26 protein-coding genes and 1 pseudogene are annotated in these 26,834 nt (G+C 47.7%); 14 read left to right on the top strand and 13 right to left on the bottom strand.

The window, feature by feature from the left end:
- Positions 1–59: 59 nt before the first annotated feature.
- Entirely contained in the window at positions 60–1,475 is a 1,416-nt protein-coding gene (locus PG915_RS15615) for an SLC13 family permease (RefSeq protein WP_353497289.1), read from the top strand.
- A gap of 137 nt (positions 1,476–1,612) precedes the next feature.
- Positions 1,613–2,509 carry a DMT family transporter gene (locus PG915_RS15620; protein WP_353497290.1) on the top strand — a complete coding sequence of 299 codons (897 nt, stop codon included), beginning with the start codon at positions 1,613–1,615 and terminating at the stop codon, positions 2,507–2,509.
- Here the strand turns inward: PG915_RS15620 and epmA are convergent.
- Complete coding sequence (gene epmA, locus PG915_RS15625; RefSeq protein ID WP_353498741.1) at positions 2,506–3,477, bottom strand: elongation factor P--(R)-beta-lysine ligase; 972 nt, start codon at positions 3,475–3,477, stop codon at positions 2,506–2,508. The two genes, PG915_RS15620 and epmA, sit on opposite strands and share 4 nt — an antisense overlap.
- Before the next feature lie 250 nt (positions 3,478–3,727).
- On the opposite strand from epmA, the gene frdA reads away from it, so the two are divergent.
- The 5 genes from frdA to PG915_RS15650 all read left to right on the top strand — a co-directional run bounded on the left by frdA (position 3,728) and on the right by PG915_RS15650 (position 7,886).
- On the top strand, positions 3,728–5,551 hold the full coding sequence (gene frdA, locus PG915_RS15630; RefSeq protein WP_353497291.1) for a fumarate reductase (quinol) flavoprotein subunit: 1,824 nt from the start codon (positions 3,728–3,730) through the stop codon (positions 5,549–5,551).
- Entirely contained in the window at positions 5,551–6,291 is a 741-nt protein-coding gene (locus PG915_RS15635) for a succinate dehydrogenase/fumarate reductase iron-sulfur subunit (protein ID WP_042478869.1), read from the top strand. The genes frdA and PG915_RS15635 overlap by 1 nt, the downstream gene beginning before the upstream one ends.
- A 1-nt stretch (position 6,292) precedes the next feature.
- On the top strand, positions 6,293–6,676 hold the full coding sequence (frdC, locus tag PG915_RS15640) for a fumarate reductase subunit FrdC (RefSeq protein ID WP_353497292.1): 384 nt from the start codon (positions 6,293–6,295) through the stop codon (positions 6,674–6,676).
- A 10-nt stretch (positions 6,677–6,686) separates the two neighbouring features.
- The gene (gene frdD, locus PG915_RS15645) at positions 6,687–7,049 is read left to right on the top strand and encodes a fumarate reductase subunit FrdD (protein WP_353497293.1); all 363 of its coding nucleotides are present in this window, start codon (positions 6,687–6,689) and stop codon (positions 7,047–7,049) included.
- 141 nt (positions 7,050–7,190) lie between these two features.
- Positions 7,191–7,886, top strand: coding sequence for a hypothetical protein (locus PG915_RS15650; protein WP_353497294.1), 696 nt, complete (start codon positions 7,191–7,193; stop codon positions 7,884–7,886).
- 71 nt (positions 7,887–7,957) lie between these two features.
- Here the strand turns inward: PG915_RS15650 and efp are convergent, their stop codons facing one another.
- Positions 7,958–8,524: an elongation factor P gene (efp, locus tag PG915_RS15655; protein WP_042478865.1), complete on the bottom strand. Its 567-nt coding sequence runs from the start codon at positions 8,522–8,524 to the stop codon at positions 7,958–7,960.
- A gap of 33 nt (positions 8,525–8,557) precedes the next feature.
- On the opposite strand from efp, the gene epmB reads away from it, so the two are divergent.
- Together epmB and PG915_RS15665 are read left to right on the top strand one after the other, a co-directional pair.
- Complete coding sequence (gene epmB, locus PG915_RS15660) at positions 8,558–9,580, top strand: EF-P beta-lysylation protein EpmB (RefSeq protein WP_353497295.1); 1,023 nt, start codon at positions 8,558–8,560, stop codon at positions 9,578–9,580.
- Positions 9,581–9,681: 101 nt separating this feature from the next.
- Positions 9,682–10,140: an MgtC/SapB family protein gene (locus PG915_RS15665; RefSeq protein WP_353498742.1), complete on the top strand. Its 459-nt coding sequence runs from the start codon at positions 9,682–9,684 to the stop codon at positions 10,138–10,140.
- Between the two features lie 38 nt (positions 10,141–10,178).
- Here the strand turns inward: PG915_RS15665 and PG915_RS15670 are convergent.
- The 4 genes and pseudogenes from PG915_RS15670 to PG915_RS15685 form a co-directional block, all read right to left on the bottom strand.
- Positions 10,179–11,508 (bottom strand): annotated as a pseudogene (locus tag PG915_RS15670) (IS4 family transposase).
- 123 nt (positions 11,509–11,631) lie between these two features.
- Positions 11,632–12,195 (bottom strand): VC2662 family protein, encoded by a 564-nt coding sequence (locus PG915_RS15675; protein ID WP_042502231.1) that lies wholly within the window; start codon positions 12,193–12,195, stop codon positions 11,632–11,634.
- Positions 12,196–12,380: 185 nt separating this feature from the next.
- Positions 12,381–14,018 carry a chaperonin GroEL gene (groL, locus tag PG915_RS15680; RefSeq protein WP_353497296.1) on the bottom strand — a complete coding sequence of 546 codons (1,638 nt, stop codon included), beginning with the start codon at positions 14,016–14,018 and terminating at the stop codon, positions 12,381–12,383.
- A gap of 68 nt (positions 14,019–14,086) precedes the next feature.
- Entirely contained in the window at positions 14,087–14,377 is a 291-nt protein-coding gene (locus PG915_RS15685; RefSeq protein ID WP_117235998.1) for a co-chaperone GroES, read from the bottom strand.
- 232 nt (positions 14,378–14,609) lie between these two features.
- On the opposite strand from PG915_RS15685, the gene PG915_RS15690 reads away from it, so the two are divergent.
- Positions 14,610–15,956 carry an MATE family efflux transporter gene (locus PG915_RS15690; RefSeq protein WP_353497297.1) on the top strand — a complete coding sequence of 449 codons (1,347 nt, stop codon included), beginning with the start codon at positions 14,610–14,612 and terminating at the stop codon, positions 15,954–15,956.
- Positions 15,957–16,028: 72 nt separating this feature from the next.
- Here the strand turns inward: PG915_RS15690 and cysE are convergent, their stop codons facing one another.
- The 4 genes from cysE to PG915_RS15710 form a co-directional block, all read right to left on the bottom strand.
- Positions 16,029–16,850 (bottom strand): serine O-acetyltransferase, encoded by an 822-nt coding sequence (gene cysE / locus PG915_RS15695; protein ID WP_112462392.1) that lies wholly within the window; start codon positions 16,848–16,850, stop codon positions 16,029–16,031.
- Positions 16,851–16,890: 40 nt separating this feature from the next.
- A complete protein-coding gene (gene gpsA / locus PG915_RS15700) occupies positions 16,891–17,913 on the bottom strand; it encodes an NAD(P)H-dependent glycerol-3-phosphate dehydrogenase (protein ID WP_353497298.1) in 1,023 nt (340 codons plus the stop codon).
- Between the two features lie 183 nt (positions 17,914–18,096).
- Entirely contained in the window at positions 18,097–18,564 is a 468-nt protein-coding gene (secB, locus tag PG915_RS15705; protein WP_353497299.1) for a protein-export chaperone SecB, read from the bottom strand.
- A 157-nt stretch (positions 18,565–18,721) separates the two neighbouring features.
- Positions 18,722–19,156 (bottom strand): rhodanese-like domain-containing protein, encoded by a 435-nt coding sequence (locus PG915_RS15710; protein WP_353497300.1) that lies wholly within the window; start codon positions 19,154–19,156, stop codon positions 18,722–18,724.
- Between the two features lie 409 nt (positions 19,157–19,565).
- Here PG915_RS15710 and gpmM point away from each other — a divergent pair, with 409 nt between their 5' ends.
- Positions 19,566–21,098 carry a 2,3-bisphosphoglycerate-independent phosphoglycerate mutase gene (gpmM, locus tag PG915_RS15715; RefSeq protein ID WP_353497301.1) on the top strand — a complete coding sequence of 511 codons (1,533 nt, stop codon included), beginning with the start codon at positions 19,566–19,568 and terminating at the stop codon, positions 21,096–21,098.
- Between the two features lie 228 nt (positions 21,099–21,326).
- Positions 21,327–22,484 (top strand): murein hydrolase activator EnvC family protein, encoded by a 1,158-nt coding sequence (locus PG915_RS15720; protein ID WP_418641789.1) that lies wholly within the window; start codon positions 21,327–21,329, stop codon positions 22,482–22,484.
- 20 nt (positions 22,485–22,504) lie between these two features.
- On the opposite strand, the gene PG915_RS15725 is transcribed toward PG915_RS15720, so the two are convergent.
- The 3 genes from PG915_RS15725 to zapB form a co-directional block, all read right to left on the bottom strand.
- A complete protein-coding gene (locus PG915_RS15725; protein WP_353498744.1) occupies positions 22,505–23,473 on the bottom strand; it encodes a DHH family phosphoesterase in 969 nt (322 codons plus the stop codon).
- Positions 23,474–23,574: 101 nt separating this feature from the next.
- Positions 23,575–24,219 carry a TetR/AcrR family transcriptional regulator gene (locus tag PG915_RS15730; protein ID WP_353497302.1) on the bottom strand — a complete coding sequence of 215 codons (645 nt, stop codon included), beginning with the start codon at positions 24,217–24,219 and terminating at the stop codon, positions 23,575–23,577.
- A 155-nt stretch (positions 24,220–24,374) separates the two neighbouring features.
- On the bottom strand, positions 24,375–24,617 hold the full coding sequence (gene zapB / locus PG915_RS15735) for a cell division protein ZapB (protein WP_042502227.1): 243 nt from the start codon (positions 24,615–24,617) through the stop codon (positions 24,375–24,377).
- Between the two features lie 316 nt (positions 24,618–24,933).
- On the opposite strand from zapB, the gene glpX reads away from it, so the two are divergent.
- Positions 24,934–25,941: a class II fructose-bisphosphatase gene (gene glpX / locus PG915_RS15740; protein WP_353497303.1), complete on the top strand. Its 1,008-nt coding sequence runs from the start codon at positions 24,934–24,936 to the stop codon at positions 25,939–25,941.
- A 176-nt stretch (positions 25,942–26,117) separates the two neighbouring features.
- Complete coding sequence (locus PG915_RS15745) at positions 26,118–26,741, top strand: helix-turn-helix transcriptional regulator (RefSeq protein WP_353497304.1); 624 nt, start codon at positions 26,118–26,120, stop codon at positions 26,739–26,741.
- The last annotated feature ends 93 nt before the right edge of the window (positions 26,742–26,834 follow it).

The following is a 26,834-nucleotide window of genomic DNA, read 5'->3' on the forward strand; positions in this document are numbered from 1 at the left end:
GAGCGGCGTTTATATTTTAACCTATGCGGCAGTCTCACTTTTAACCCAGGTGCCGCCCCATGCCAAAAATGAATAGCGGGACACTAATTAGGCTGCTTATCTGCTTTTTAGTGCCCTTTGGCGTCTTGATGATGCCGATTGATTGGATACCCATCGACGATCTCACGCTTATCCAACACCGTTTGTTGGCCATTTTCCTGCTCGCTGCCTTACTTTGGGTGCTGGAACCCGTACCTGTCTTTGCTACGTCAATATTGATTATCGCCCTTGAACTAGTGATGATTTCAGACAAAGGGCTGCATCTGTTCCGTACGCCACCTGCAGGCCATGATATCGGTGAGCTCCTGGTGTATACCGACATCTTCAGCGCCTTTTCCTCGCCGATAATCATTCTATTTATGGGCGGATTTGCACTGGCGATTGCGGCCTCCAAGTATGAGCTTGATAACAACCTAGCTCGAGTCCTGCTGCGCCCTTTTGGCAACCAACCTCGCTTTATCATGCTTGGTTTAATGCTGATTACTGCTGTGTTCTCGATGTTCATGTCCAATACTGCCACTACAGTAATGATGCTGGCGCTGCTTGGTCCCATTGTGGCCTCTGCGCCAAAGGGAGACTTAGGTATTAAAGCCTTGGTACTATGTATTCCTATCGCTGCCAATACGGGTGGTATTGCGACCCCTATCGGAACCCCTCCCAATGCCATTGCTCTGCAGTACCTAACTGGTGAGAACAGCATCGACTTCCTGCAGTGGATGATGATGGGTCTACCCTTTGTGATCATTCAGCTCACTATCGCTTGGTTCCTGCTGCAAAAGCTATTCCCTTCTTCAGAAGACAAAATGGTGCTCAAGCTGGAAGGGAAATTCCAGCGTAACTGGCGTGCTATGGTGGTGTATGCCACTTTCGCAGCGACCATCTTGTTGTGGATGACCACCAAACTGCACGGCATGAACACCTACGTGGTCTCTATCATCCCACTTGCAGTGTTTACCCTAACCGGCATCATGGGTAAAGAAGAGCTCAAACTGATCAACTGGGATGTGTTATGGCTGGTTGCCGGTGGTATTGCCATTGGTATCGGCCTCGATAAAACTGGACTCGCCGAAGCGCTTGCTCATGCCATTGACTATGAGTCTTTGTCACCGGTCGCGGTCGTCATTACTCTGTCGATTGTTTGCTGGTTGATGGCCAACTTTATGTCCAACACCGCGACCGCCAACCTACTTATGCCCATTGCCGCCGCCATTGGTGCCTCTATGGAGAGTTTGGCCGCCATAGGTGGCTTACAAGGCCTATTGGTTGTTGTCGCGTTCTCAGCCTCTCTCGGCATGATTTTGCCCGTCTCTACCCCACCTAACTCATTGGCCTATTCAACTGGGCTTATTGAAAGTAAAGACATGGCGAAAACCGGACTTATCATCGGTCTTATTGGCCTAGTTCTCGTCTACGCGGCGATGCTGATCTTTACCTAGTCCCCGAAGTGGAATCCTCTTGCTAAGGTGAGAGGATTTCAATTGCACTTTCTAAGACCTCATAGTAAAACCTAGTTAAATCATCGAATAATCAATGGTGCTCGCATCGCAGCACTGAGCAAGGACTAGGGATAGCAATGGGATTTGAATGGCTGGCACTGATCGCTGCCTTTTTGTGGGCGGTTTCAAGCATTATCTCGGTTAAGCCAGCCAAACATTTGGGCTCATTTTCCTATAGTCGATGGCGAATGGGCTGCACTGCCCTAATACTGTCTTCAATGGCCGCCATCACTGGAGGCTGGACAAGCGTCGAATCCGCTCACATCACACCAATGATGCTCTCGGGTTTAATCGGCATCTTTATTGGTGATACTGCACTGTTCGCGTGTTTGAATCGAATGGGACCAAGACAGGCAGGACTGCTGTTTTCTTGTCACGCAGTATTCTCTGCCGTACTAGGCTATTTTCTTTTCTCAGAGACCATGTCACCCATTGAGCTTGTAGGATCTGCATTGGTTTTCTCTGGCGTCGCTACCGCAATTTTCTTTGGCCGCAGAGGCTCAAACAACAGTAAAACGAGTGAGCTTGAAACCATCAAAGGCAATGTTTGGTTTGGAGTGGGTTTGGGGGTCACTGCCGCACTGTGTCAGGCGCTAGGCGGCATTATTGCCAAGCCTGTGATGCAAACCAGTATCGACCCCGTCGCGGCCTCAGCGATTCGTATGATCACCGCATTTGTCGCCCATAGCCTGTTCTTATTGACCGGCGCTAAGCACGCAAAAAGTTTGAACCCTATTAACTGGTCCATTTTTGGTATTACCGCGCTCAATGGCTTTCTCGCCATGGCAGTCGGCATGACGCTTATTCTGTTTGCTTTGCAGACAGGCAATGTGGGCATGGTCGCGCTGCTCTCATCAACCACACCGATTATGGTATTGCCGCTACTTTGGATTTACACCAAGCAAAGACCCAATAAGTACGCCTGGCTTGGTGCCGCGTTTGCTGTCATCGGCACCAGTATTTTGGTGAGTTAGGCTCTCGGGAAAGGAAAAGCGACAACCTCATCAATATGACTTGCTCCCAGAGCGAGCATAATTAGCCTATCGATCCCCAGCGCTACACCAGCGCAAGCAGGCAGACCCGCTCTTAACGCCTCTATCAAATGATGATCGATCGGCTGAGGTGCAAGACCCATTTGTCCCCGCTTTTGATTGTCTTCTTCAAAGCGCGCTAATTGCTCTTCCGGGTTGTCCAGCTCATGAAACCCGTTCGCCAGTTCAATACCTTTAAAATAGACTTCAAAGCGGTCAGCAACGCGCTCATCTTCTGGGTTCACTTTGGCTAGTGCGGCTTGTGAGGCTGGAAAATCGTAAACAAAGGCAGGCGCGTCTTTGCCGATTTGAGTCTCAACTCCCATGCTAAACAGCAGCTGTAATAGCGTATCGCGATCTTGCTCTTTATCAGCGATATCACTCAAGCCTAGCGGTGCTGCAGCTTCTCGTAGCGCAGACATCTCTGCACTCAAAGGACAAACGCTAAGGTGCGTGATAAACGCCTGCTGATAAGTCATACGCTCAGCACGACCACAGCCGAGAACCATCATCAGTAACTCGTCCATCTCATCCATCAACTGATGGTGATCAAACCCAACGCGATACCACTCAAGCATGGTGAACTCTGGATTGTGATGACGACCGCTCTCTTCATTACGAAATGCTTTGTTTATCTGATAGATAGACCCACTTCCTGCGGCAAGCAGTCGCTTCATATGAAATTCGGGGCTGGTCATAAAATAAAGCTGGCGTCCATCAGCATAACCCGGACCAACAAACTCGGTTTTAAAGGTATGTAGATGCACATCGGTCACCGTGGCATGACTCATTGCAGGAGTGTCGACTTCCATTACCTCTCTTGTCATAAAGAAGCTACGAATAGACTGAATCAGCTTGGCACGTTTTTTAAGTAACGCTATAGACGCTGTGGGCTGCCACTGGTTGGTAATCATTATCAAACTCATTAGTTAATGTTATTAATTATTGTAAGTGCGGACTCAAAAGTTCTCAATCACAAGTGATATTAATCACACATCATAGAAATACTATGCCTCGCCATGCATTACCGGAGAAAAAACCTAACTCAGTCAATTTTTTTGCCACGACGCTTATCTAAACTGATTGCCTTGATAAAAAAGCTTTCAAGCCTTTAACTATAACTCGCGAGCAAAACTCGCTCTCACACACTGGAGGATAACTGTGAAAACAATTACCACAGATATCGCAGTCATCGGCGCAGGCGGCGCTGGTCTTCGTACTGCCATTGCAGCAGCAGAAGCTAACCCAGAAATGGAAGTAGCTCTGATTTCTAAAGTCTACCCTATGCGTTCACATACCGTGGCAGCTGAAGGTGGTTCTGCGGCTGTAATTAAGGATGAAGATAGCCTAGATAACCACTTCAACGATACCGTTGGCGGTGGTGACTGGCTTTGTGAACAGGATGTTGTTGAATATTTCGTTGAAAATGCCACACGTGAAATGATCCAGATGGAACAATGGGGTTGTCCATGGAGCCGTAAAGAAAACGGTGAAGTGAATGTCCGTCGTTTCGGTGGTATGAAAGTAGAACGCACATGGTTTGCAGCGGATAAAACCGGCTTCCATATGCTACATACTCTGTTCCAAACGTCGATGAAGTACGAGCAAATCAAACGATTTGATGAGTATTTTGTGGTTGACCTACTTGTGGTTGAAGGCGAGGTTCAGGGCCTGATTGCAATTCATATGTCTGAAGGTGAACTGGTCACTATCAAGGCAAAATCAGTTGTCCTAGCAACCGGCGGCGCGGGTCGTGTTTATCACTGTAATACTAACGGCGGCATCGTGACTGGCGACGGTATGGCGATGGCGTATCGTCACGGTGTTCCACTACGTGATATGGAGTTTGTTCAGTACCACCCAACAGGTCTGCCTGGCACAGGTATTCTAATGACCGAAGGTTGTCGTGGTGAAGGCGGCATCATCGTTAACAAGAACGGCTACCGTTACCTACAAGACTATGGCATGGGCCCTGAAACACCGGTTGGCCAGCCAAAAAACAAATACATGGAACTGGGTCCTCGTGACAAAGTTTCTCAAGCATTCTGGCATGAGCAGCAAAAAGGCAACACCATCAAGCACCCACTGGGTGATGTGGTGCACCTTGACCTTCGCCACCTTGGTGAAGAGTACCTACAAGAGCGTCTACCGTTCATCTGTGAGCTCGCAAAAGCGTACGTCAACGTTGACCCTGCAAAAGAGCCAATCCCAATTCGTCCAACCGTGCACTACACCATGGGTGGTATTGAAACCAACGGTACTTGTGAAACTCGTATTCAAGGTCTATTCGCTGTTGGTGAATGTGCGTCCGTCGGTCTTCACGGTGCGAACCGCCTAGGTTCTAACTCTCTCGCTGAATTTGTCGTCTTCGGCCGCGTTGCCGGTGAGCAAGCGGTTGAGCGCGCTAAAGCGTTCAAGGGCTGGGATGACAGCGCTATCGAAGAGCAAGTGAAGGCAGTAGAAGCACGCATTGCTGCACTGATGAATCAAGAAGGCGATGAAAACTGGGCAGAAATTCGCACCGAAATGGGCCACACCATGGAAGCAGGCTGTGGTATCTACCGCCAAGAAGATCTGATGCAAGCGACGCTTGATAAGATTGCGGAGCTGAAACAGCGCTATAAGAAAATCAGCATTAAAGACAAAGGTAAAGTATTCAACACTGACCTGCTGTACGCCATTGAGGTGGGTTACGGCCTAGAAGTGGCTGAAGCTATGGTTCACTCTGCAATCTTGCGTAAAGAGTCTCGTGGTGCGCACCAACGTCTCGATGACGGTTGCACTGAGCGTGATGATGAGAACTACCTAAAACACTCGCTAGCCTTCTTTAACGAAGACAGTGCGCCAAGCATTGACTACGGCAACGTCACCATCACTAAGTCGCAGCCTAAAGCGCGTCTATACGGTGAAGCAGCAGAAAAAGCAGCAGCAGAAGAAGCGGCGAAGCAAGCTAACAAAGATCAAAATGCGGAGGAGCAAGCATAATGTCAGCAAACCGTATTCAGAAAGTGGAAATCCTGCGCTACGACCCAGAGAAAGACGCAGAACCGTATTTCCAAACCTTCGAAGTACCGTTCGATGAGACCATGTCTGTGCTCGATGCGATTGGTTACATTAAAGACCACCTAGACAAAGACCTGTCTTACCGCTGGTCTTGTCGTATGGCGATTTGTGGCTCTTGCGGCATCATGGTGAACGGCGTGCCAAAACTGGCGTGTAAGAGCTTCCTCCGTGATCATCAAAATGGTCTGAAGATTGAGCCTCTTGCAAACTTCCCAATCGAGAAAGACTTGATTGTCGACATGACGCCGTTTATCGAGCGCCTAGAAGCCATCAAGCCATACATCATTGGTAACGACCGTAAGCCAGAAGATGGCACTAACATCCAAACCCCGGAGCAAATGGCGAAGTACAAGCAGTTTGCTGGTTGTATCAACTGTGGTCTTTGCTACGCGGCATGCCCTCAGTTTGGTCTAAACCCTGAGTTTATTGGTCCTGCTGCACTGACACTGGCGCATCGTTATAACCTCGACAGCCGTGACAATGGTGCGGCTGAACGTATGAAGATGATCAACGGCGAGAATGGCGCTTGGGGCTGTACGTTTGTGGGCTACTGCTCTGAAGTGTGTCCGAAGAACGTTGACCCAGCAGCGGCAGTAAACCAAGGCAAAGTGGCGTCTTCACAAGACTTCGTTATTGCCATGCTTAAACCACAGGAGGCATAGAATGAGTAACAGAAAACCTTATGTTCGTGAGATGAAGCGAACTTGGTGGAAAGATCACCCATTTTATCGCTTCTACATGCTACGTGAAGCCACCGTACTGCCACTGATCCTATTCACTGTCTTCCTGACATTTGGTCTAGGTTCGCTAGTGAAAGGCCCAGAAGCTTGGCAAGGCTGGCTGGACTTTATGGCTAACCCAATTGTTATCGCGATCAACATCGTGGCGCTTGCGGGAAGCCTGTTCCACGCGCAAACCTTCTTCAGCATGATGCCACAGGTCATGCCAATCAAACTGAAAGGCAAGCCAGTAGAGAAGAAGACCATTGTCCTAGCACAGTGGGCAGCTGTTGCAGCTATCTCACTAGTTGTTCTCATCATTGTATAAGGAGTGAATCGTGATTAATCAAAACCCAAAACGCTCTGACGAACCCGTATGGTGGGGACTGTTTGGTGCCGGTGGTACATGGTTTGCCATGATCACCCCTGTCACTGTACTTGTGCTGGGTATCTTAGTACCAATGGGCATTATTAGCCCAGAGGCGATGAGCTATGAGCGAGTGGCAGACTTTGCGACTAGCATCATCGGTGCTCTATTTATTATCGCTACGCTAGCACTGCCAATGTGGCATGCAATGCACCGCCTACACCACGGCATGCACGATCTTAAGATCCATGCGGGTGTGGTTGGTAAGATTATTTGCTACTTTTTTGCAGCACTCATCAGCGCACTATCGATTATCTTCATCTTTATGATCTAGTCATACTCGAGCAAACAAAAAGGCAGCGAACTCGCTGCCTTTTTTAATGTGACCTGTTCAGAAATCGGACACACCCTTACATTGTCGCCCTCTCTCTATCGATAGAATCATCAGCAATAAATAACAACAAGAGATGTAACAATGAAAAAGTCTATTTGCGTACTCATGATTTCCGGTGCGCTATTTGGGTGTGGTTCTACCGTAACAATGGAAAAGTCACAAGCGGTTTCTCAGCAGCCTGAATTGCTGCTTAAAACCGATGGCACTTTTTGGGGCTTTGGTCCTGAGGGAACGTTCGATATCGCAGGTCGCTACCACGGTAAATACTCGCGCAGTGCTTCTACTAGCTCTTGGTTCAATACCATCAATACCAAAGACGGAGAGATGGTTGCTGAGGTGACGCGTAATGATAATGGCGAGACTTGGACGCTAGTATGCAGCGGTGGTGGCACCAGCGTCGATATCGGCAGTTTCTCATTTGGCGGTAATGACCCGTATATTTGCCAAATCAGTGAGGCTGGTAAGAGTGTTGGCGAGTACAAAATGGAACGTAAATCGGAAGCCATCAGCTTATCGACCGCCAAAAAAGAACAAGGCTTTATCCGCTTGAACAGCACTCACTTCAACGTCGCTTCCGTGCACGATGGTGAAGGGCTGATGATGAGTGTTGATAACCCACTGGGGTACAGCTTTAGTCGCGGCAGTGTCGAAGTCGCAGCTGCACAAACCAATGGCGGTATCACGCTACAAACGTTAGCCGATTTGCCAGAAGCAGAAATGGACACTCTAGCATTAGGTACTGTTGCCAGCGCACTTAGTTGGCGTCCTGAAGAGTAACCCCTACTCCCACACCAGAAACAAAAAAGGTCGCCATTTGGCGACCTTTAGAATTTTTCAGTTTAAGATGATTACTTAACGCGACCTACGTATTCCGCAGTACGAGTATCAACTTTGATCACTTCACCAATCTGGATAAATAGTGGTACACGTACCACAGCGCCAGTTGTTAGTGTTGCAGGCTTACCACCAGTACCTTGTGTATCACCTTTCAGACCTGGATCCGTTTCTGTTACTTCCAGCTCAACAAAGTTAGGCGGAGTCACAGTAATTGGGTTACCATTCCAAAGAGTAATCATACAAGTGTTGTTTTCTACCAACCATTTCGCGTTGTCGCCAACCGCTTTAACGTCCGCAGCGATTTGTTCGAATGTTTCGCTGTTCATAAAGTGGTAGAATTCACCATCTGTATATAGGTAGTCTAGGTCGATGTCCATCACGTCAGCAACTTCAACAGTTTCGCCAGACTTGAAGGTTTTCTCTAGAACTTTACCAGACAGTAGCTTACGAATTTTAACGCGGTTGAACGCTTGACCTTTACCTGGCTTCACGTATTCGTTTTCTAGAATTACGCAAGGCTCGTTGTCCAGCATTAGTTTAAGACCGCCTTTAAATTCATTGGTGCTAACAGTAGCCATTGTATCCTCTTAGTGTTCTTCGAGTTAAATTTAATGTCGCCTATCATAACCCGAAATCTTGTTTCTGTTGAGCAAAACTGGCTCAAACAGCTATCGAATGCGATCTCAGACCCTTACAAACTGCTTGAGCAGTTAGAAATTGAGGCGACCCCTTGGGAAAACGGACTCAAAGCAAGACGCTTGTTTCCCATGCGCGTTCCTCAAAGCTTTGTCGATCGCATGGAAAAAGGCAACCCGTACGATCCTTTGCTAAGACAGGTACTGCCTCTTAGCCAGGAGTTTGAAATCCATGATGGCTATTCAACCGACCCACTCGAAGAACAAGATAGTGCTGTACCAGGCCTTCTGCACAAATACCGCAATCGCGCTTTGATGATTGTAAAAGGTGGCTGTGCGGTGAACTGTCGCTACTGCTTTCGCCGCCATTTTCCGTACGATGAGAACAAAGGTGGCAAAAGCAACTGGCAACTGGCTCTCGACTACATCGCAAATAAACCTGAGATTGATGAGATCATCTTATCTGGCGGCGATCCATTGATGGCCAAAGATAGTGAACTTGCTTGGCTGATTGAACGTGCTGAACAGATCCCACACCTCAAAACACTTCGCATTCATTCTCGCCTTCCGGTCGTGATACCAGCGCGAATTACTGAGCAGCTTTGTCACTTGCTCGCAAACACTCGTCTTAACACTGTGCTGGTTACTCATATCAACCATGCCAACGAGATAGATAATGAGCTCAAGCTAGCAATGGCGCGTATTAAAGCTAGCGGTACGACACTTCTCAACCAAGGCGTACTGCTTAAAGGAGTCAACGATAGCGTGGATGCTCAGTTCGAGCTCAGCCACGCGCTGTTTGGCGCAGGAATTCTGCCGTATTACCTGCATGTACTCGATAAGGTACAAGGTGCAGCGCATTTCTACATCAGTGATGAACAAGCGAAAACGATCATCCAAGGTTTGATTGCTCGCGTGTCGGGCTACCTTGTGCCTAAGCTCACGCGAGAAGAAGGCGGTAAGGCGAGTAAAACGCCGCTTGATCTGCATCTCGAGTAATTTTTTCCGTCTCGACAAAATGATTTTGTTCGATCAGGCGGTCTTTTAGTCAGATACTGCGCTTTTTAGGAGGCAATGTGGAACTGACACAACTACTCGATATGGGGCCGTTCTCATGGCAAGCGTTGGGGGCCTGTGTCCTCAACGGCGCCCTGGTTGGTCTTGAACGACAGACTCGTGGTAAGCCGGTAGGTATTCGCACCGCTATCTTAATCGTATCAGGTACTTACCTGTTTATGTCCATGGCGGTATCACTATCCCCTAACACGCTAGATCAAGCGCGAGTACTCGGGCAAATCATTACTGGTGTTGGCTTTTTGGGTGCAGGGGTGATGATGACTCAAGATGGCAAGATCCATGGGGTGACGTCAGCTGCGGTGATCTGGGTGTTGGCCGGTCTCGGCATGATGATAGGGCTGGGGCATCACAAAGAATCGGTGATCTTAACGGTTTTAGCGCTAACGGTACTCCTTGGCGTGGACAAGATTGAAAGCAGCTTTAAGAGCTTGCGACGTGGTGTGCACCAAACCATGCAAAACCGCAACCGAACGCGCAAATAAAAAGCCCTGCTTAGCAGTAATGCTTGTAAGTTAAGAAGCTAACACCTTTTAGAAGGCCTAGTCGCATAGCGACTGGGCCTTCTTTTTACCGCTCTTGGATAGCTCCTATCTCGCCTTTCTGGCAACGTAAAACTCTCAGCCATATCTAGGATATAGTTCATCACCTCCGGGATTCTTCCAGGTGCGACGGCAGGAAGGAGTTGTAACTGTCCTATTAAGAACAACGAAGCTTGTTTAAAGCCTATCTGGTAAGGCATTACCTTGTTTTGGTCGTAGGCCATTTGGCACATTAAGAACCGAAGTAAGTTATAGGCCAACAGCATCCCCCACAGTTCTTGTTCTATTAGTTCGGGCTTTTTGCTTCTTAGAGTCAGGTTGTTTTGAAGCATATATTGTTTCATCTCTCGATAACCCAACTCTATCTCCCATCGATGTCCATAAAGCTCTGAGATGTCTTTTCCTGGGTAGCGCAAGGGGTCAGTCATCGAGGTTAACAACCGTACCTCCTTACCCTTAATAGTCTTAGTTATCAATCGAGCTTCCAGTGTTTCTGGTGCATCGTGCCACTTTTCCTAGCTTGAGGGGATAGCTTTAATTCGACCAACTCTTGCCCACGCCCTAACTTGCGAAGCATTGTGTATTGAGCTCCTTTACGCATTGGAATAAGCCAATGCCTCTCTACCCTGTTGTCTGCCAACGGTGCAATAGTCCTAGAGCGTAAAAACCTCTATCGAAGATAGTTAGGCTATGGTCGGGAGAGCGCTCAATGAGCTCCGTAGTTAAGTCCACTTCGCTCTTTGATGTAGAGTCGAACGATGCACTATTTAGAAGGTGACTTGTCAGCTCCATATGGCAGACCATTCGGACCTGAGGGTATTCGGACGAGCACTTTTGATTCCGAGTTCGACTGAAGCGCTCATCATTGTCTTTAGTATCAGGGGTTCGCCAGACTACACCGTCGACCGCATGAAGTGTTAAACCATGCCAGTCTGGGTGGGGCGTTTTGTCATTCCATAGTTTCTGCGTTTGAGTAAAGACGGATTTCATGACATCGGAGCCCAGCCTTTGTCTTGCCTGAATTACTGCACTCGGAGCAACAAATGGCTTCTTACCTGGGAGAAGAATATCCAGCTTCGAGACGACCTTCTCCATGGACAAATGGCGATACAGAGACATCCCAACAACACTCCAAACCATCATTTCCATTGGTAACCTTCGTCTGCGAATAGTCGTAATTCCTGTATCTTCCAAACACTGGGAAATGAGTTCTGGAGAAAGCAGATCAGATAAACCCGAAAGTTGCTCTGCAGAGAATTGATGAACTTGGTTAAGAGCCTGTCTTAAAACATAAAAAAAATCCGAGTGCATTGAATACACTCGGATTTTGACACTTTGAATGGATCGTTCAACCGATCATTTAGTTGTTAACTGATCGGCATTACTGCTTAGCAGGGCTTTGTCGCATTTCTACTCTTTAAATCAGAGTGCTCATTACTTCGCAAAGTTGATGATAGGGAAGCACTTAAAGAAACCGTTGTCAGCACAGTTGATAAGACCAATCTGTACGCCATCGATGTTGTTTGTCTTGTTGAAAAGACCAAACTGGAAGTTAGACTTGTTTGAGAAGCTCGCAATACCAATGTCTGCCATTGTGTAGCCTTCAGAGTAGTTCACCGCACTCCAGTTGAGACCTTTCACATCGTTAGTCACGTTCACCGCTGCAAGGTTCACACCCGTCGTTTTACCTGTGTTCCAGTTGAAGATACCTAGAGAAGCACCTTTCATTTCTTGAGTTACTTTAGAAGCACCAAAGAACAGACCGAAGTTCACACCCGTTGTACGCTGAGTTTCAGACATACCTAGTACAGAGAAATCCACACCTTTTACTTCGTTCACTTGGCCGTGAAGAACTGCTAGACGTACGCCACCGACTGCGTTTGCATCCGGTGCGTTGAAACCGTTTAGTGATGAGAACATCACTGGCGTGCTTTCTGCTAGCGCCAATGGTGATGCCATTGCTGCTGCCACTGCTAATACTGCTACTGCCTTTTTCATAATAGTCTCCACTGACTTTTTTTGTTATCAACTGATAAGTGTAGGTGATGCTAGTGACGCTGACTATAGGCTTTGTCAGAGTTTTGTCATATTCTGCAACACTCTCACAGAATATTGGTTAATTATGAAACAGGTACAAAAAAGCCGAAGGTTTCCCTTCGGCTTTGTCAGAATCCTCTGATGGATTACATCATACCTGGCATACCGCCCATGCCGCCCATATCAGGCATTGCTGGAGCGTCTTTCTGAGGTGCGTCAGTCACCATCGCTTCTGTTGTGATCATTAGACCAGCAACTGATGCCGCGAACTGAAGTGCAGAGCGAGTTACTTTAGTAGGATCTAGGATACCCATTGCGATCATATCGCCGTACTCACCTGTTGCAGCGTTGTAGCCGTAGCTGCCTTCGCCTGCTTTCACGTTATTTGCAACGACAGACTCTTCGTCGCCTGCGTTTGCTGTGATTTGACGAATTGGCGCTTCCATTGCGCGAAGTGCAACGCGGATACCAACAGTTTGCTCTTCGTTGTCACCTTCAAGGCCAGCAACTTTAGAAGCAGCGCGGATAAGGGCAACACCACCACCGGCAACTACGCCTTCTTCAACCGCTGCGCGAGTTGCGTGTAGTGCATCTTCAACGCGGTCTTTCTTCTCTTTCATCTCAACTTCAGTTGCTGCGCCAACTTTGATGACCGCAACACCGCCAGCTAGCTTAGCTACGCGCTCTTGAAGTTTCTCTTTATCGTAGTCAGACGTCGCTTCTTCGATTTGCTGACGAATTTGAGCAACACGGCCTTGAATCATCGCTTCTTCACCCGCACCATCGATGATAGTTGAGTTTTCTTTAGTGATGGTTACACGCTTAGCCTGACCTAGGTCTTCTAGCGTTACTTTTTCAAGGTCTAGACCGATTTCTTCAGAGATTACCGTACCACCTGTTAGGATAGCGATATCTTGAAGCATAGACTTACGACGGTCACCGAAACCAGGAGCTTTAACAGCTGCTACTTTCACGATACCGCGCATGTTGTTCACAACAAGAGTTGCTAGCGCTTCGCCTTCTACATCTTCTGCAATGATAAGCAGTGGACGAGATGCTTTAGCTACTGCTTCTAGAGTTGGTAGAAGCTCACGGATGTTCGACACTTTTTTGTCGATAAGCAGAATGAACGGGCTCTCTAGATCAACGCTACCAGCTTCCTGGTTGTTGATGAAGTAAGGAGATAGGTAACCGCGATCGAATTGCATACCTTCTACTACGTCTAGCTCGTCTTGTAGAGCCTGACCTTCTTCAACAGTGATAACACCATCACGACCAACTTTCTCCATTGCTTCAGCAATGATGTTACCAACAGTAGAGTCAGAGTTTGCAGAGATAGTACCAACCTGAGCAATTGCCTTAGTGTCTTCACAAGGAACAGACAGCGCTTTTAGCTCTTCAACCGCAGCAGCAACTGCTTTGTCGATGCCGCGCTTAAGATCCATTGGGTTCATGCCAGCAGCAACCGCTTTTAGGCCTTCAGAAATAATAGATTGGGCCAGTACAGTCGCTGTCGTAGTACCGTCACCAGCAGCATCGTTCGCTTGAGATGCTACTTCTTTAACCATTTGTGCGCCCATGTTTTGGAACTTGTCTTCAAGCTCGATTTCGCGCGCTACAGATACACCATCTTTAGTGATAGTTGGTGCACCGAAAGATTTGTCTAGAACTACATTACGGCCTTTAGGACCTAGTGTTACTTTTACTGCATCCGCTAGAACATTTACACCTTCTAGCATTTTAACTCGTGCGTCATTACCAAACTTAACGTCTTTAGCAGCCATTGTTTATTCCTTATCTAAATTCAGTGGATAGCTTGTTTAGAGTAAAAAATTACTCAACGTCTACTTAATTATTCAACGATAGCCATGATGTCATTTTCAGACATGATCAGAACTTCTTTACCGTCGATCTTTTCTGTCTTAGTGCCGTAGCCTTCAGCAAAGATCACCGTATCACCTACTTTCACATCTAGCGGCTGTACAGTGCCGTTTTCTAGGATGCGGCCTTTGCCCACAGCCAGAACTTTACCACGTGTTGATTTTTCTGCCGCAGAACCAGTTAAAACGATGCCACCAGCAGATTTAGATTCAACTTCTTGGCGCTCAACGATAACTCGGTCGTGTAGAGGACGGATATTCATCGGTCGATTCTCCTGATTATTTTCCATTTAGCTTATAGGGTTGCCTTCAAGGCCTTGTGTTGAATATGTTGGGGGCATTTCTGACGATCCCAAGGGCTAATTGCCAAAAAATTGTGACAAAAATAACGAAATTTAAGATTGGCACGCGAAACCTAAGCTACTGAGAGTCGGTTGTCGCGCCAACTGGTTAATTACTGTATTCTAGCCTCCTGTTAACCAAGCTTAGAATGCCATGCAAGACAAACACGGCCTGCTGTCCGCGCCGATATCTACTGTGCTTAGAAATATGACCGTGCCTATGGTCTTTGGCATGGTGGCGATACTGGCATTCAATCTTGTCGATACCTTCTTTATTTCGTTACTTGGTACTGAGGCGCTCGCGGCCATCAGTTTCACCTTTCCAGTAACCTTTGGTGTTAACTGCATCACCATGGGTATTGGCATGGGATTGTCGACCAATATTGGTCGCTTACTCGGCCAAGGGAATACTCAGCACGCAGCGCGTTTCTCCACACACGGCCTATTGCTTGCCGTGGTTTTGGTTGTGCTGGCTTCAACATTGGGTTTGTACACCATAGAGCCCCTGTTTAAGCTACTGGGCGCCAGTGATGACATCATTCCACTGATCCGCGAATACATGGTGATTTGGTACTTTACCGTGCCTCTTTTGGTGATCCCTATGGCGGGCAACAGTGCCATTCGCGCAACAGGCGACACCAAAACACCCGCAAAAATAATGATGCTTTCAGGCTTTATTAATGGTCTGCTCGACCCGTTGCTTATCTTCGGTATTGGACCGTTTCCTGAGCTTGGCATTCAAGGCGCAGCCATTGCGAGCGGCATTGCGTGGCTTGGGGCTCTAACTGGCTCATTGTACGTCCTGACCAAACGAGAAAAGCTGCTTGGTCAGCTCAAACCTTCTCAGCTATGGCAAGATTGGATTGCTATCCTACGTATCGGCACACCTTCAGGGCTCTCTACCGCAATGTCGCCTATCTCAGGGGCGATCTTAATGAAGATGCTCTCAGTACACGGTACCGCCGCCGTGGCAGCTTATGGTGCAGCGCAGCGTGTGGAGTCGATTTTGATCTTAGTGTTGATTTCTTTAAGCTCAGCTTTAACGCCATTTATGTCGCAAAACTTCGGTGCCAAGCAGCCAGAACGCAGCTTTGCTGGCCTATTCCTCAGCATGCGTTTTTCGCTGCTGTTTCAAATGCTGGTCTTTGTGATGATGGTGCCGCTCAGCATTCCTATCTCAGCCCTGTTCTCACAGGAACAAGCGGTTCGCGACATCCTATGGCACTATCTGCTCGTGGTGCCATTTAGCTATGGTTTTCAAGGCATTATTATGATGTTAGGCAGCGGTATGAATGCACTGCATGAGCCTAGTAAAGCCTTTATCTGGAGCGCGATGAGGCTGTTTGTGTTTACTCTGCCTGCTGCGGCATTGGGAAGCCTGTGGTTTGGCATCGAAGGGATGTTTATTGGCGTGGCTCTGGGTAATGTTATTGGCGGCGTCCTCGCCTACCTGTATGCGCTTTCGGTCAGGCGCAAGCACCTTCCCATGACGACAAGATAGACGAAAAAGAAAAGCCAAGGCACTGCCTTGGCTTTTTAGTATTCGCTGTACGCTTATTTAACCGAGTAAGCGCTAGATACCATCACCACCCATAAAGGTCTGTGACTTACCATTAAATTGCTGATCCATATCCAGCGATGGCATATCGGTTTTCGGCTTGCCTACGATCTTCGCAGGAACGCCCGCAGCCGTAGTATGCGGTGGTACTGGCTGAAGCACTACTGAGCAAGAACCAATTTTAGCCCCTTTACCCACTTCAATGTTACCGAGGATCTTAGCTCCAGCGCCAATCATGACCCCTTCACGGATCTTAGGATGTCGGTCACCGCACTCTTTACCGGTACCGCCCAGTGTTACGTTCTGAAGGATAGAGACATCGTTCTCCACCACAGCCGTCTCACCAATAACGATGCCTGTCGCATGGTCGAGCATGATACCTTTTCCGATACGAGCCGCCGGGTGGATGTCCACCTGACACGCGACTGAAATTTGGTTTTGAAGGTACGTTGCCAATGCGTTACGGCCTTGCGACCACAGCCAGTTGGCGACACGATACCCTTGCAGAGCATGATAGCCCTTCAAGTACAGTAATGGCATTGAATACAGAGAGACCGCAGGATCTCGATTCACCGTGGCACAAATGTCACACGCCGCCGCATCGGTAATGGTAGGGTCAGCGTTAAACGCTTGCTCCACCACTTCACGCACTGCCATAGCAGGCATAGAGGCCGTCTTTAGCTTATTGGCTAGGATATAGCTCAGCGCTGCACCAAAGCTTTCGTGGTTAATAATGGTGGCATGATAGAAGCTTGCCAGCATCGGCTCTTGTTCGGCCTGCTCTCGGGCTTCTCTGACAATGCACTCCCAAACATTTTGTTTTTCACAGTGTTTCATTTTTGATCCTACGATGGATAGTCAATTATCCGTCGAGCGATTATTGTTGCTCGGCTTTCTTGTCCCTTGCAAGGAGGTCTTGCGCGGCTAAACGCGCATCCTTCCCTTGATACAATACTTGATAGATTTGGTCAACAATTGGCATTTCTACGCCCATGCGTTGTGACAGTAGCCACACCTCTTTGGTGTTGCGATAGCCCTCAACCACCTGACCGATTTCAATTTGTGCAGTATCAACGTCTTTACCTTCACCCAAAGCAAGGCCAAAACGGCGGTTGCGCGATTGGTTATCAGTACAGGTCAGTACCAAATCACCCAACCCTGCCATGCCCATAAAGGTATCTTGCTTCGCACCCAGAGCAGCGCCAAGACGAGTCATTTCCGCAAGACCACGAGTGATCAAAGCTGTACGAGCATTGGCACCAAAGCCGATGCCATCAGACATACCAGCGCCAATGGCGATAACATTCTTCACGGCCCCACCAAGCTGCATACCAGTAAAGTCATCGTTGGCATACACGCGGAAGGTCTTACTGCAGTGGATTTTCTCTTGTAGATCCGCGACAAACTGCGCATCAGGCGAGGCAACGGCGATCGCCGTTGGTAGGCCAGCCGCTAGCTCTTTAGCAAACGTTGGACCCGACAATACCGCTAGCGGGTACTCTTCACCAATGATGTCGTGAGCGACATCTTTAAGCAGGCGACCCGTTTCAGGTTCTAACCCTTTGGTTGCCCAGCAAATGCGGCTGTCATCTCGCAAGTGTGGTTTGACACTGTTTAAAACGATACCAAATACGTGGCTTGGTACCACGACCAGCAAATCACGGCTCGCTTGTACGGCTTTGTTGAGGTCGGATTCAACAATCAGAGACTCAGGAAAATCAATGCCCGGTAGGAACTCGTGGTTAGCACGATCCGCTTCTAGCTTCGCCATGTGCTCTGGTTCGTGTCCCCAAATCACCACATTCGCGCCATTTCTCGCAAGCGAAATCGCCAAAGACGTGCCGTAAGAGCCTGCGCCCAATACAGTCATTGCGATTTCTTTTCCATATGCGTTATTCATAACACCACCCAATTTGTCGGTATGATTGCGTTTCGTTGTTATACCCAAGTGACCCTAACAGTGTAGCCACTCAAGACGACTTGGGTATAAGTTGCTGTATGCCAATAAAAAATGCACATCGCGATGCGCTGTGCATTTTCAAAAACATCCACTCTTTCTCGCAGAGTTACTCTGCAAGTGAGATTAAGCTTCCGCTTGACCTTCTTGCTGAGCTTGCTGCTGTAGGTAGTTCATGAACAATGCGTCAAAGTTAACTGGCGCAAGGTTCAGTTGTGGGAACGTACCTTTCATCGTTAGGCTTGAGATAGTTTCGCGAGCGTACGGGAATAGAATGTTCGGGCAGAATGCACCTAGGCAGTGTGCAAGTTGACCAGCTTCCATTTGCTCAGCAGTGAAGATACCACCTTGCTGAACTTCACATAGGAATGCAGTTTCTTCTGCGTTTTTCACTGTCACTGTCAGGCGAAGAACAACTTCGTATACGCCTTGGCCTAGTTCACGGCTTTGAGTGTCAAGATCTAGCTTAACATCTGGGTTCCAGTCTTTCTGGAACATATCTGGCGAGTTTGGCGCCTCAAATGATACGTCTTTTAGAAAGATGCGTTGGATTGTGAAGTTTTGTTGTGCTTCTTGTGGAGCTGCTTCAGCCATGATGATTTCCTTAAATACGTCTAAATTTGTCAAAACGTTAATGAGTTTTCATGCAGACTAGCCGAGCCGATGTTTGATGACTAGGCGAGCCGTGAATTCCGTGGCATTTATCACATCCCTTAGTCATAACTGCCGCGAAATTACTCAAAATTCTGTATTACTTTTTGCCTTTGATCAGCGGAAGGTTTGCTTCGCTCCAAGCCGCTAGGCCATTTTTCAGCAAGTACACTTTTTCAAACCCTGCTTTTGCAAGCAAGTTCGCGCTCTCTTGCGCCGTTTGACCAGTCTTACATACCACAATGATTGGGTCTGATTTGTGGTTTTCAAGGCTACCGAAAGAACCGTCTTTAATATCAGAAGGTAAAACGTGAAGTGCGTCAGTAATATGACCACGCTTGAATTCGTCTTTTGAACGAATATCCACCACGATGCCGTTCTCACGGTTCATCATGTGTGTCACTTGTGCTGCAGTCACTTCTTTATAGGCTGCGTTCGCTGATTTAAAGATGTTAGCGATCAGAGCAACAAATAGTGCAACCCACACTAGCGCCATGATCATGTTCTGTTGGAAAAATTCTAAATACTCTTGCATCACTTGTGCTCTTAGATAGTTGAACATTAAATCAGTCGAGGAGTATAGCGGCTTAGCCTCGCCGTGGCGAGAGGGGAAAATGTTTCGAACAGAGAATTGGGATCCTTCTCCTTGCCTTGCTTCACGCCAACACGCTAAACGCTATCACAGAGATAGAAAAAACCGATTAGTCAAAGCGACCAAACTCGGCGTATTAATAGAAATAAAGCCGAGGTACCTGACGAAAATAGCGTCTATGATTACCTCACGCAGAGAACAAACAGACGAATCAGCTAGATAAAACTGTAACCCAGCAACGGTAATCACAAACATTATTTGATCTGCCACTACAGTTATGGGTAAAAAGTGTAGTAAAATTACGCTAATTTGTTTTCTGTAAAGTTACTATCGATTTGATGAGGTTATAACTATGTCAGCTAAGAAGCCAATGGCTCTAGTGATTCTTGACGGTTGGGGTTACCGTGAAGACAACGCAAGCAACGCAATCAACAACGCAAAAACTCCAGTAATGGATAGCTTGTGGGCAAACAACCCACGTACTCTTATTTCGGCTTCTGGTATGGACGTAGGTCTGCCAGACGGTCAAATGGGTAATTCAGAAGTAGGTCACACTAACATCGGCGCTGGTCGTGTTGTTTATCAAGACCTAACTCGCATCACTAAATCAATCGCTGACGGTGAGTTCACTCAGAACGAAGCGCTGGTTGCTGCTATCGATAAAGCAGTAGCAGCGGGTAAAGCGGTTCACCTAATGGGTCTTATGTCTCCAGGTGGCGTTCACTCTCACGAAGACCACATCTACGCAGCAGTTAAAATGGCTGCAGAACGTGGCGCTGAGAAAATCTACCTACACTGCTTCCTAGACGGCCGTGACACGCCACCACGCAGCGCTGAAGGTTCACTAAAGCGTTTCGAAGAACTATTCGCTGAGCTTGGTAAAGGTCGCGTAGCGTCTCTTGTTGGCCGTTACTACGCAATGGATCGTGATAACAACTGGGATCGCGTACAAGTCGCTTACGATCTACTGACTCAAGGTAAAGCAGAGTTCACTTTCGACACTGCAGTGGCTGGCCTTGAAGCGGCTTACGCTCGTGAAGAGAACGATGAGTTCGTTAAAGCAACGGCTATCAAAGCAGAAGGTCAAGAAGATGCAGCGATCCAAGATGGCGACGCAGTTATCTTCATGAACTACCGTGCTGACCGTGCACGTCAAATCACTCGTACTTTCGTGCCTGAGTTTGATGGCTTTGAGCGCGCAGTATTCCCAGCGATCGACTTCGTAATGCTAACGCAATACGCAGCTGACATCCCACTATCTATCGCTTTCCCACCTGCGTCTCTAGAGAACACATACGGTGAGTGGCTATCTAAAGAAGGCAAAACTCAGCTACGTATCTCTGAAACAGAGAAATACGCACACGTGACTTTCTTCTTCAACGGTGGTGTTGAGAGCGAATTTGACGGCGAAGAGCGCCAACTTGTTGCTTCACCAAAAGTTGCGACTTACGACCTACAACCAGAAATGAGCTCAGAAGAGCTCACTGAAAAGATGGTTGCGGCTATCAAGTCTGGTAAGTACGACACTATCATCTGTAACTATCCAAACGCAGACATGGTTGGTCACACGGGTGTTTACGAAGCAGCTGAGCAAGCTATCGAAGCTCTAGATGCAAGCGTTGGCCAAGTAGTAGACGCTATTAAAGAAGTTGGCGGTCAAATGCTGATCACGGCTGACCACGGTAACGCAGAGATGATGGTAGACCCAGTGACTGGCGGTACGCACACTGCTCACACTAACCTACCAGTACCTCTAATCTACGTAGGTGACAAAGCGGTTGAGTTCAAAGAAGGCGGTAAACTGTCTGACCTTGCTCCAACGATGCTAGCAATGACTGACATGAAAATTCCAGCAGAGATGTCTGGTGACATTCTTGTTAAGTAATCACTCTTGCTGAGATGATTCAAACGCCGGTGCCTGTGCATCGGCGTTTTTGTTTGTACCTTTTTTATTTTGCGCTTTTTTTGCCTGAAAGGTGTCATGTATGGATATAATGGCAACATCGCTTTGAAGGCACACATTTTGGTCTGTCGTAGTGAACTATCAATCAGTTATAGTTACTATGTTCCAGTATATAGAGCAAACTCTGTCGCTGCGTTTAGTGGAATTAGGATGAAACCAAACAAATTTAAGCTTTTTAACTCTCATTCGTCAGCCCTACCCCGCTTGTCGGCACTGATGATGTGTTTAGGGCTGGCGCTGCCAAGCGCACATAGTTTTGCCAACCAAAATGAACTCACTGGCGTTAAAAGTGAAATTAGCCGGCAACAAAAGTCGCTCTTCACGCAACAAAAAGAGCTCGATAACCTGCAAAAGTCGCTGCGTGAGCAAGAGATCGGCATTTCGAATGCCGAGAAACAGATAAAAGCCACGACGCAAGCGCTCGCTCAAGCCAACAAAAATCTCGATGGCTTCCATAAACAAGTGGAAGCGCTGACCAAGCAGAAAAAGCAGCAGCAAGAGATCCTGGCTCAACTCGTACAAACCTATTACGTCACCAAGCAGAATAACTCCGCTTCTGGCGTACTGAGCACCGACCCAGATCAAGACCGCATTAGCCAGTATTATCAGTACCTGGCTAAAGCGCGTGCACAAACTTTAGAAGAGCTTGCAGACACCGAACTAAAACTGGCCGAAAGCGAGCGAGCCCTAGAGCTTGAGCGCAATCAAATCGCCCAGTTACTTGAGCAGCAAAAAGCGAAACGCGATGCGCTGGCGAAAAATCGCACCAGTCGACAAAGTACCGTTTCGAAAATCCGTCGTAGTATTTCCAGCGATAAGAACTATCTCGCCGAACTACAGCGCAATGAAACTCGCCTTAAAGCCGAAATCGCCAAAGCCGCCAAAGCCGCCAAGCTCAATCAAGTACCGATGGATGGCCTTGGTCGCCAGAAAGGACGTTTACCGTGGCCGATCAAAGGCAAAGTGCTGCACAACTTCGGCACCAAGCAAACAGGACAAGTTAATTGGAAAGGGATGGTCATTGCTGCTAACTATGGCACATCGGTGAAATCCGTTTATTCCGGCACTGTGGTGTTTGCCGATTATCTGCGTGGCTACGGGTTAGTCGTGTTACTTGACCATGGCAAAGGCGACATGACCCTATACGGCTACAACCAAACCCTACTGAAAAAAGAAGGCGATAAAGTCGCGGCAGGCGAAACCATTGCCCTGGCTGGAGACACTGGAGGTCAAGACACCTCATCTCTCTACTTCGAGATCCGCCGCAACAGTAAAGTACAAAACCCTAAGAGCTGGTTAAAACGCTAATCGCAGGCCGCTACTCATCATTATGAGTAGCGCGCTTCTGTCACTTCAATAAGCCTTGTAAGCTTGCTCTCTGGCAGGCCGTTGATTCCGCCTGCCGCTTCTCGTCCGCCACCGGTTGCAAACTGACTACATATTTCGCCCGCCCCTTGCTTATTGTTCAGCGGTGCTCTAACCGAGACGGTATAACAAGCTTCACCACTCGTATCCGTTCTAGGCACCAAAGAAACATGCGCTTGATTAGGGGATTCATTAGCAAGCCGATTGATCCAAGTACCCGACATTCGCCTCGCAGCAGCGCTATCCGGAAGTAATACCACTTTAAGTCGCGCGGACTCATGACGAGTTTGCGCCACACTCAGTGCTTTTTCATCCTGATCGAAAGCGGCTTTTAGCTCATGATAAGGCGAGTTTGGATCACTTAAACAATCAAAAGGATCATGGTAAGCCAAAAGCTTCTGATACAGATCCATCGGGTCAAAATGCAAATCTTCTAAGCTCTCACCATAGCCATTGTAATTGACCAAGGTGCCCAACTCTTTCAGTGCTTCGCGCTGCTCGCGGCTAAGTCCTAAATCAGACGCCAAGCTCTCAGCGCTTGCGAGCATATTGTCACCATACGCGGCCACGATTGCCCAGAGCCTGAACTGCCCTTGTAACTGCTGGTCAACAATCAGCGCAGTACAAGTGTTAGCATCGAGGTCAATATGGGCCTCAAGATGAGGGCTATCAGGAATAGCAGAGGCTTTGTGGTGATCGATATAGGTAATAGCAACATGATGATCCAAAAGCTCATTGAGCGCGGCTTGGTTCTTATCCATGGAGATATCCAGCACAGTCACCGAGCTTGCCTGCTCAACGGGCACACGCTGAAGTAAGGCGATATCACGCTTGATACCGGAGATGAGTATCGCGGTTTTAGGCTGCGCTAAACGCAATTGCAGTAGGGCTAATATGCCATCGGCATCGCCATTAAATACGTCATAGTGCACAGTCACACTCATCCTTTCATCGTCCCTGAAACCACAAACCCTACTAATAAAGTAGGGTTTGTAACAATACGAATTGGCTATATATCATGCCGTTAGCGAGTTTAACTCGTAGTCGAGCCCATCATACGCACGCCATCTTCGAGTAACGTCAGTTGCTCTTTGCCTCTTGAGGTCGCCAGTGGTTTCACCACATGAATCATCTGCAGCATGCCTTGTTGGATCACTTCTTCCGTAATCTTGGTGCGTGGTGACATTGCCGACTGATAGCTTAGCCAACCGACTGCCATCATGTGTAATGTCGTGACTAAAGACTTCAGCTCTTTCTCATTTAGCGTCAGTAACTCCAACTCAACAAAAGCACGTAAGATGTTAATAAGATTACCTTGTAGGCGTTCTTGTACATCAATGTACTCTTCGTGCAATTTGGGGTCGCGCTGAAGAATTTCCGGCAAGTTAGCGTAGAAGAAACGGTACTTCCACATCAGCGTGAAAATGGAATCTAGGTAGTGCTTTAGTAGCGCTAAGCTCTCTTGCTGACCTTGTACCGGAGTGAAGCGCTCAATAAGCTCTTGCGAATAGAGGGCAAAAATCTCACGAACGATCTCTTGTTTGTTTCGGAAATGATAGTAGAGATTGCCTGGGCTGATCTCAATGTGCGCCGCAATATGGTTGGTTGTCACGTTGCGCTCGCCATCTGAATTGAACAAGTCGAGGGCGGCGTAGACGATTTTGTCACGTGTTTTCATTCTAACTTTTCCTTTCCCTAGTTAGACTTAGTATACGTCTTGAACTAGTACACGAAAAGTTAATAGATTGTGAGATTCACTGGTTAGACCAACGGACACAAAAAAAGCACTCAATTTGAGTGCTTTTCAGTCATGCATATTGGCTAAGTAGACAATTACTCTACTTCGTCCATTTTACCTAGTAGGTTGCGAATGCGCTCTTGCCATTGGCTGTGCTCACGTTGCATCTGCTCAGACTTTTGCTCAAGTTCTTCACGGCTGCTGCGTAGTTCTTCAGCTTGCGATGCAAGTTGTGCTTTCTCTTCTTTCAATTCCTCAACTTCCATCTGAAGAAGAGCGATTGTGTCCACTGCAGTTTGAATTTTTGCTTCTAGTTGTTCCAGTACTTCAAAAGACATCTCGGCCTACCCTTGTTTAATCCTGTGAAATGAAAATGCTTCATCCTATAGTGCCCCATTCTACTCAGCCTAGAGAAGATAGACACGCTCTATATTGCAGATTTTTCACTATTCGGTCAAAAAAGCGCCGCAAACTCACCCAAGCTTTACCTACCAAGCACAACAGAGCAAAGTTTTGTTTGTCACGATGCTCAATCATTCAAGATTTTAGCGACAAGATCGCGTCCGAACAGAGAAAAAGGCAAACGTTTCCCTTTTGATATGCTAGAATTCGCGCCGTAAATCATTTGTCAATTTTCATTAGATTGGAGTCAGTATGAAGCGCGATTTAGCAATGGCTTTTTCACGAGTTACCGAAGGTGCCGCCCTAGCAGGCTATAAGTGGCTAGGCCGAGGCGACAAAAATGCTGCCGATGGTGCAGCGGTGGAGGTCATGCGCAGCCTACTGAACAAGACCGATATCGAAGGCGAAATCGTTATTGGTGAGGGTGAAATCGATGACGCACCTATGCTGTACATCGGTGAACAAGTGGGTATTGGCGGTGATGCTGTCGACATCGCTGTTGATCCTATCGAAGGAACTCGCATGACGGCGATGGGTCAATCCAATGCCCTTGCAGTGCTTGCCGCTGGTGAAAAAGGCAGCTTCTTGAAAGCGCCAGACATGTACATGGAAAAACTCGTGGTAGGGCCTGGCGCGAAAGGCGTGATTGACCTTAATAAACCACTGACTGAAAACCTAAAAAATATCGCAGCTGCACTAGGTAAAACCTTAGATACGCTAGTAGTGACAACGCTTGCTAAGCCACGCCACGACGCCGTCATTGCCGAGATGCAAGCGATGGGTGTTCGCGTTTTCGCTGTGCCAGATGGTGATGTTGCCGCTTCTATCCTTACTTGTATGCCAGATAGCGAAGTGGATGTCATGTACTGTATTGGTGGCGCGCCAGAGGGCGTAGTCTCTGCTGCGGTTATCCGCGCACTAGACGGCGACATGAATGGCCGACTACTGCCACGCCACGTTGTTAAAGGCGATACTGAAGAAAACCGTGCCGCAGGTGAAGAAGAGCTAGCTCGCTGCGCTGAAATGGGTGTTGAAGCAAACATCGTACTGCGTATGGAAGATATGGCTCGTAGCGACAACGTCGTCTTCTCAGCGACCGGCATTACCAAAGGTGACCTACTTGAAGGCATCACTCGTCAAGGCAACATCGCAACGACTGAGACCTTGCTGATCCGTGGACGTTGCCGCACGATTCGTCGCATCAAGTCTACGCACTATCTAGAGCGTAAGGATCCGGAAATCCGCGACATCATCCTATAAGTCAATAAAACTTTGTCAAAGGCGCTGATGGTTATCAGCGCTTTTTTTATATCTATGCAAGTCGATACTGCTGGAATGCCAACCTCAAGATTGTAAATCATTTGCTTTATTAACCTTATCCGCCATAATACCCCGACTATCTTTACCTCAGGCTGAACAAACGAACGGATTCACTGATGAAAGCCACCGACCACATCATAGACATCATAAAACGCGAAGGCGCTGTCACTGCCAAACGTATTGCGGAACGTTTAGGCATTACCACCATGGGCGCGAGACAACACCTACAAAGCCTTGAAGAAGAAGGCTTCTTAAAGTTTGAAGATGTCAAAGTCAAAGTCGGCCGCCCAAATAGGCATTGGTCACTCACAGCCAAAGGGCATGCTCGTTTCTCCGATCGTCACAGCGATCTCACCATTCAGTTTATCGATGCCATTGAAACCGTATTCGGCTCCGAAGGATTGGACAAAGTGGCTAAAGAACGCGAACAAAACACACTTGCGACCTATCGCCAACACTTTGAAACGCTGACGGATTTGCACAGCAAGGTCACCAAATTAGCTGAGCTAAGAGAAAAAGATGGCTACATGGCAGAGTGTGAGGAAGCCGGTGATGGCTACCGATTGATTGAGAATCACTGCCCCATCTGTATCGCCGCCACTCGATGTGAAGCGTTATGCCAGTCAGAACTTAATGTGTTTCAATCACTTGTTGGTGAAGATGTTGCTGTTAAGCGCGATGAACATATCGTCAAAGGTGAAAGACGCTGCGTCTACACCTTCCAAACAAAAGGCGAATAAGCTGTCTCACTACTGAGACATTGAAAGCTTTTTATTTTGTCTTCTGTCATTAGCTCCTAGGCTAACTATACAAACCAACTCAGGATCGGGTTA

This window comes from Vibrio sp. CB1-14 (assembly GCF_040412085.2).
GTDB lineage: Bacteria > Pseudomonadota > Gammaproteobacteria > Enterobacterales > Vibrionaceae > Vibrio > Vibrio chaetopteri.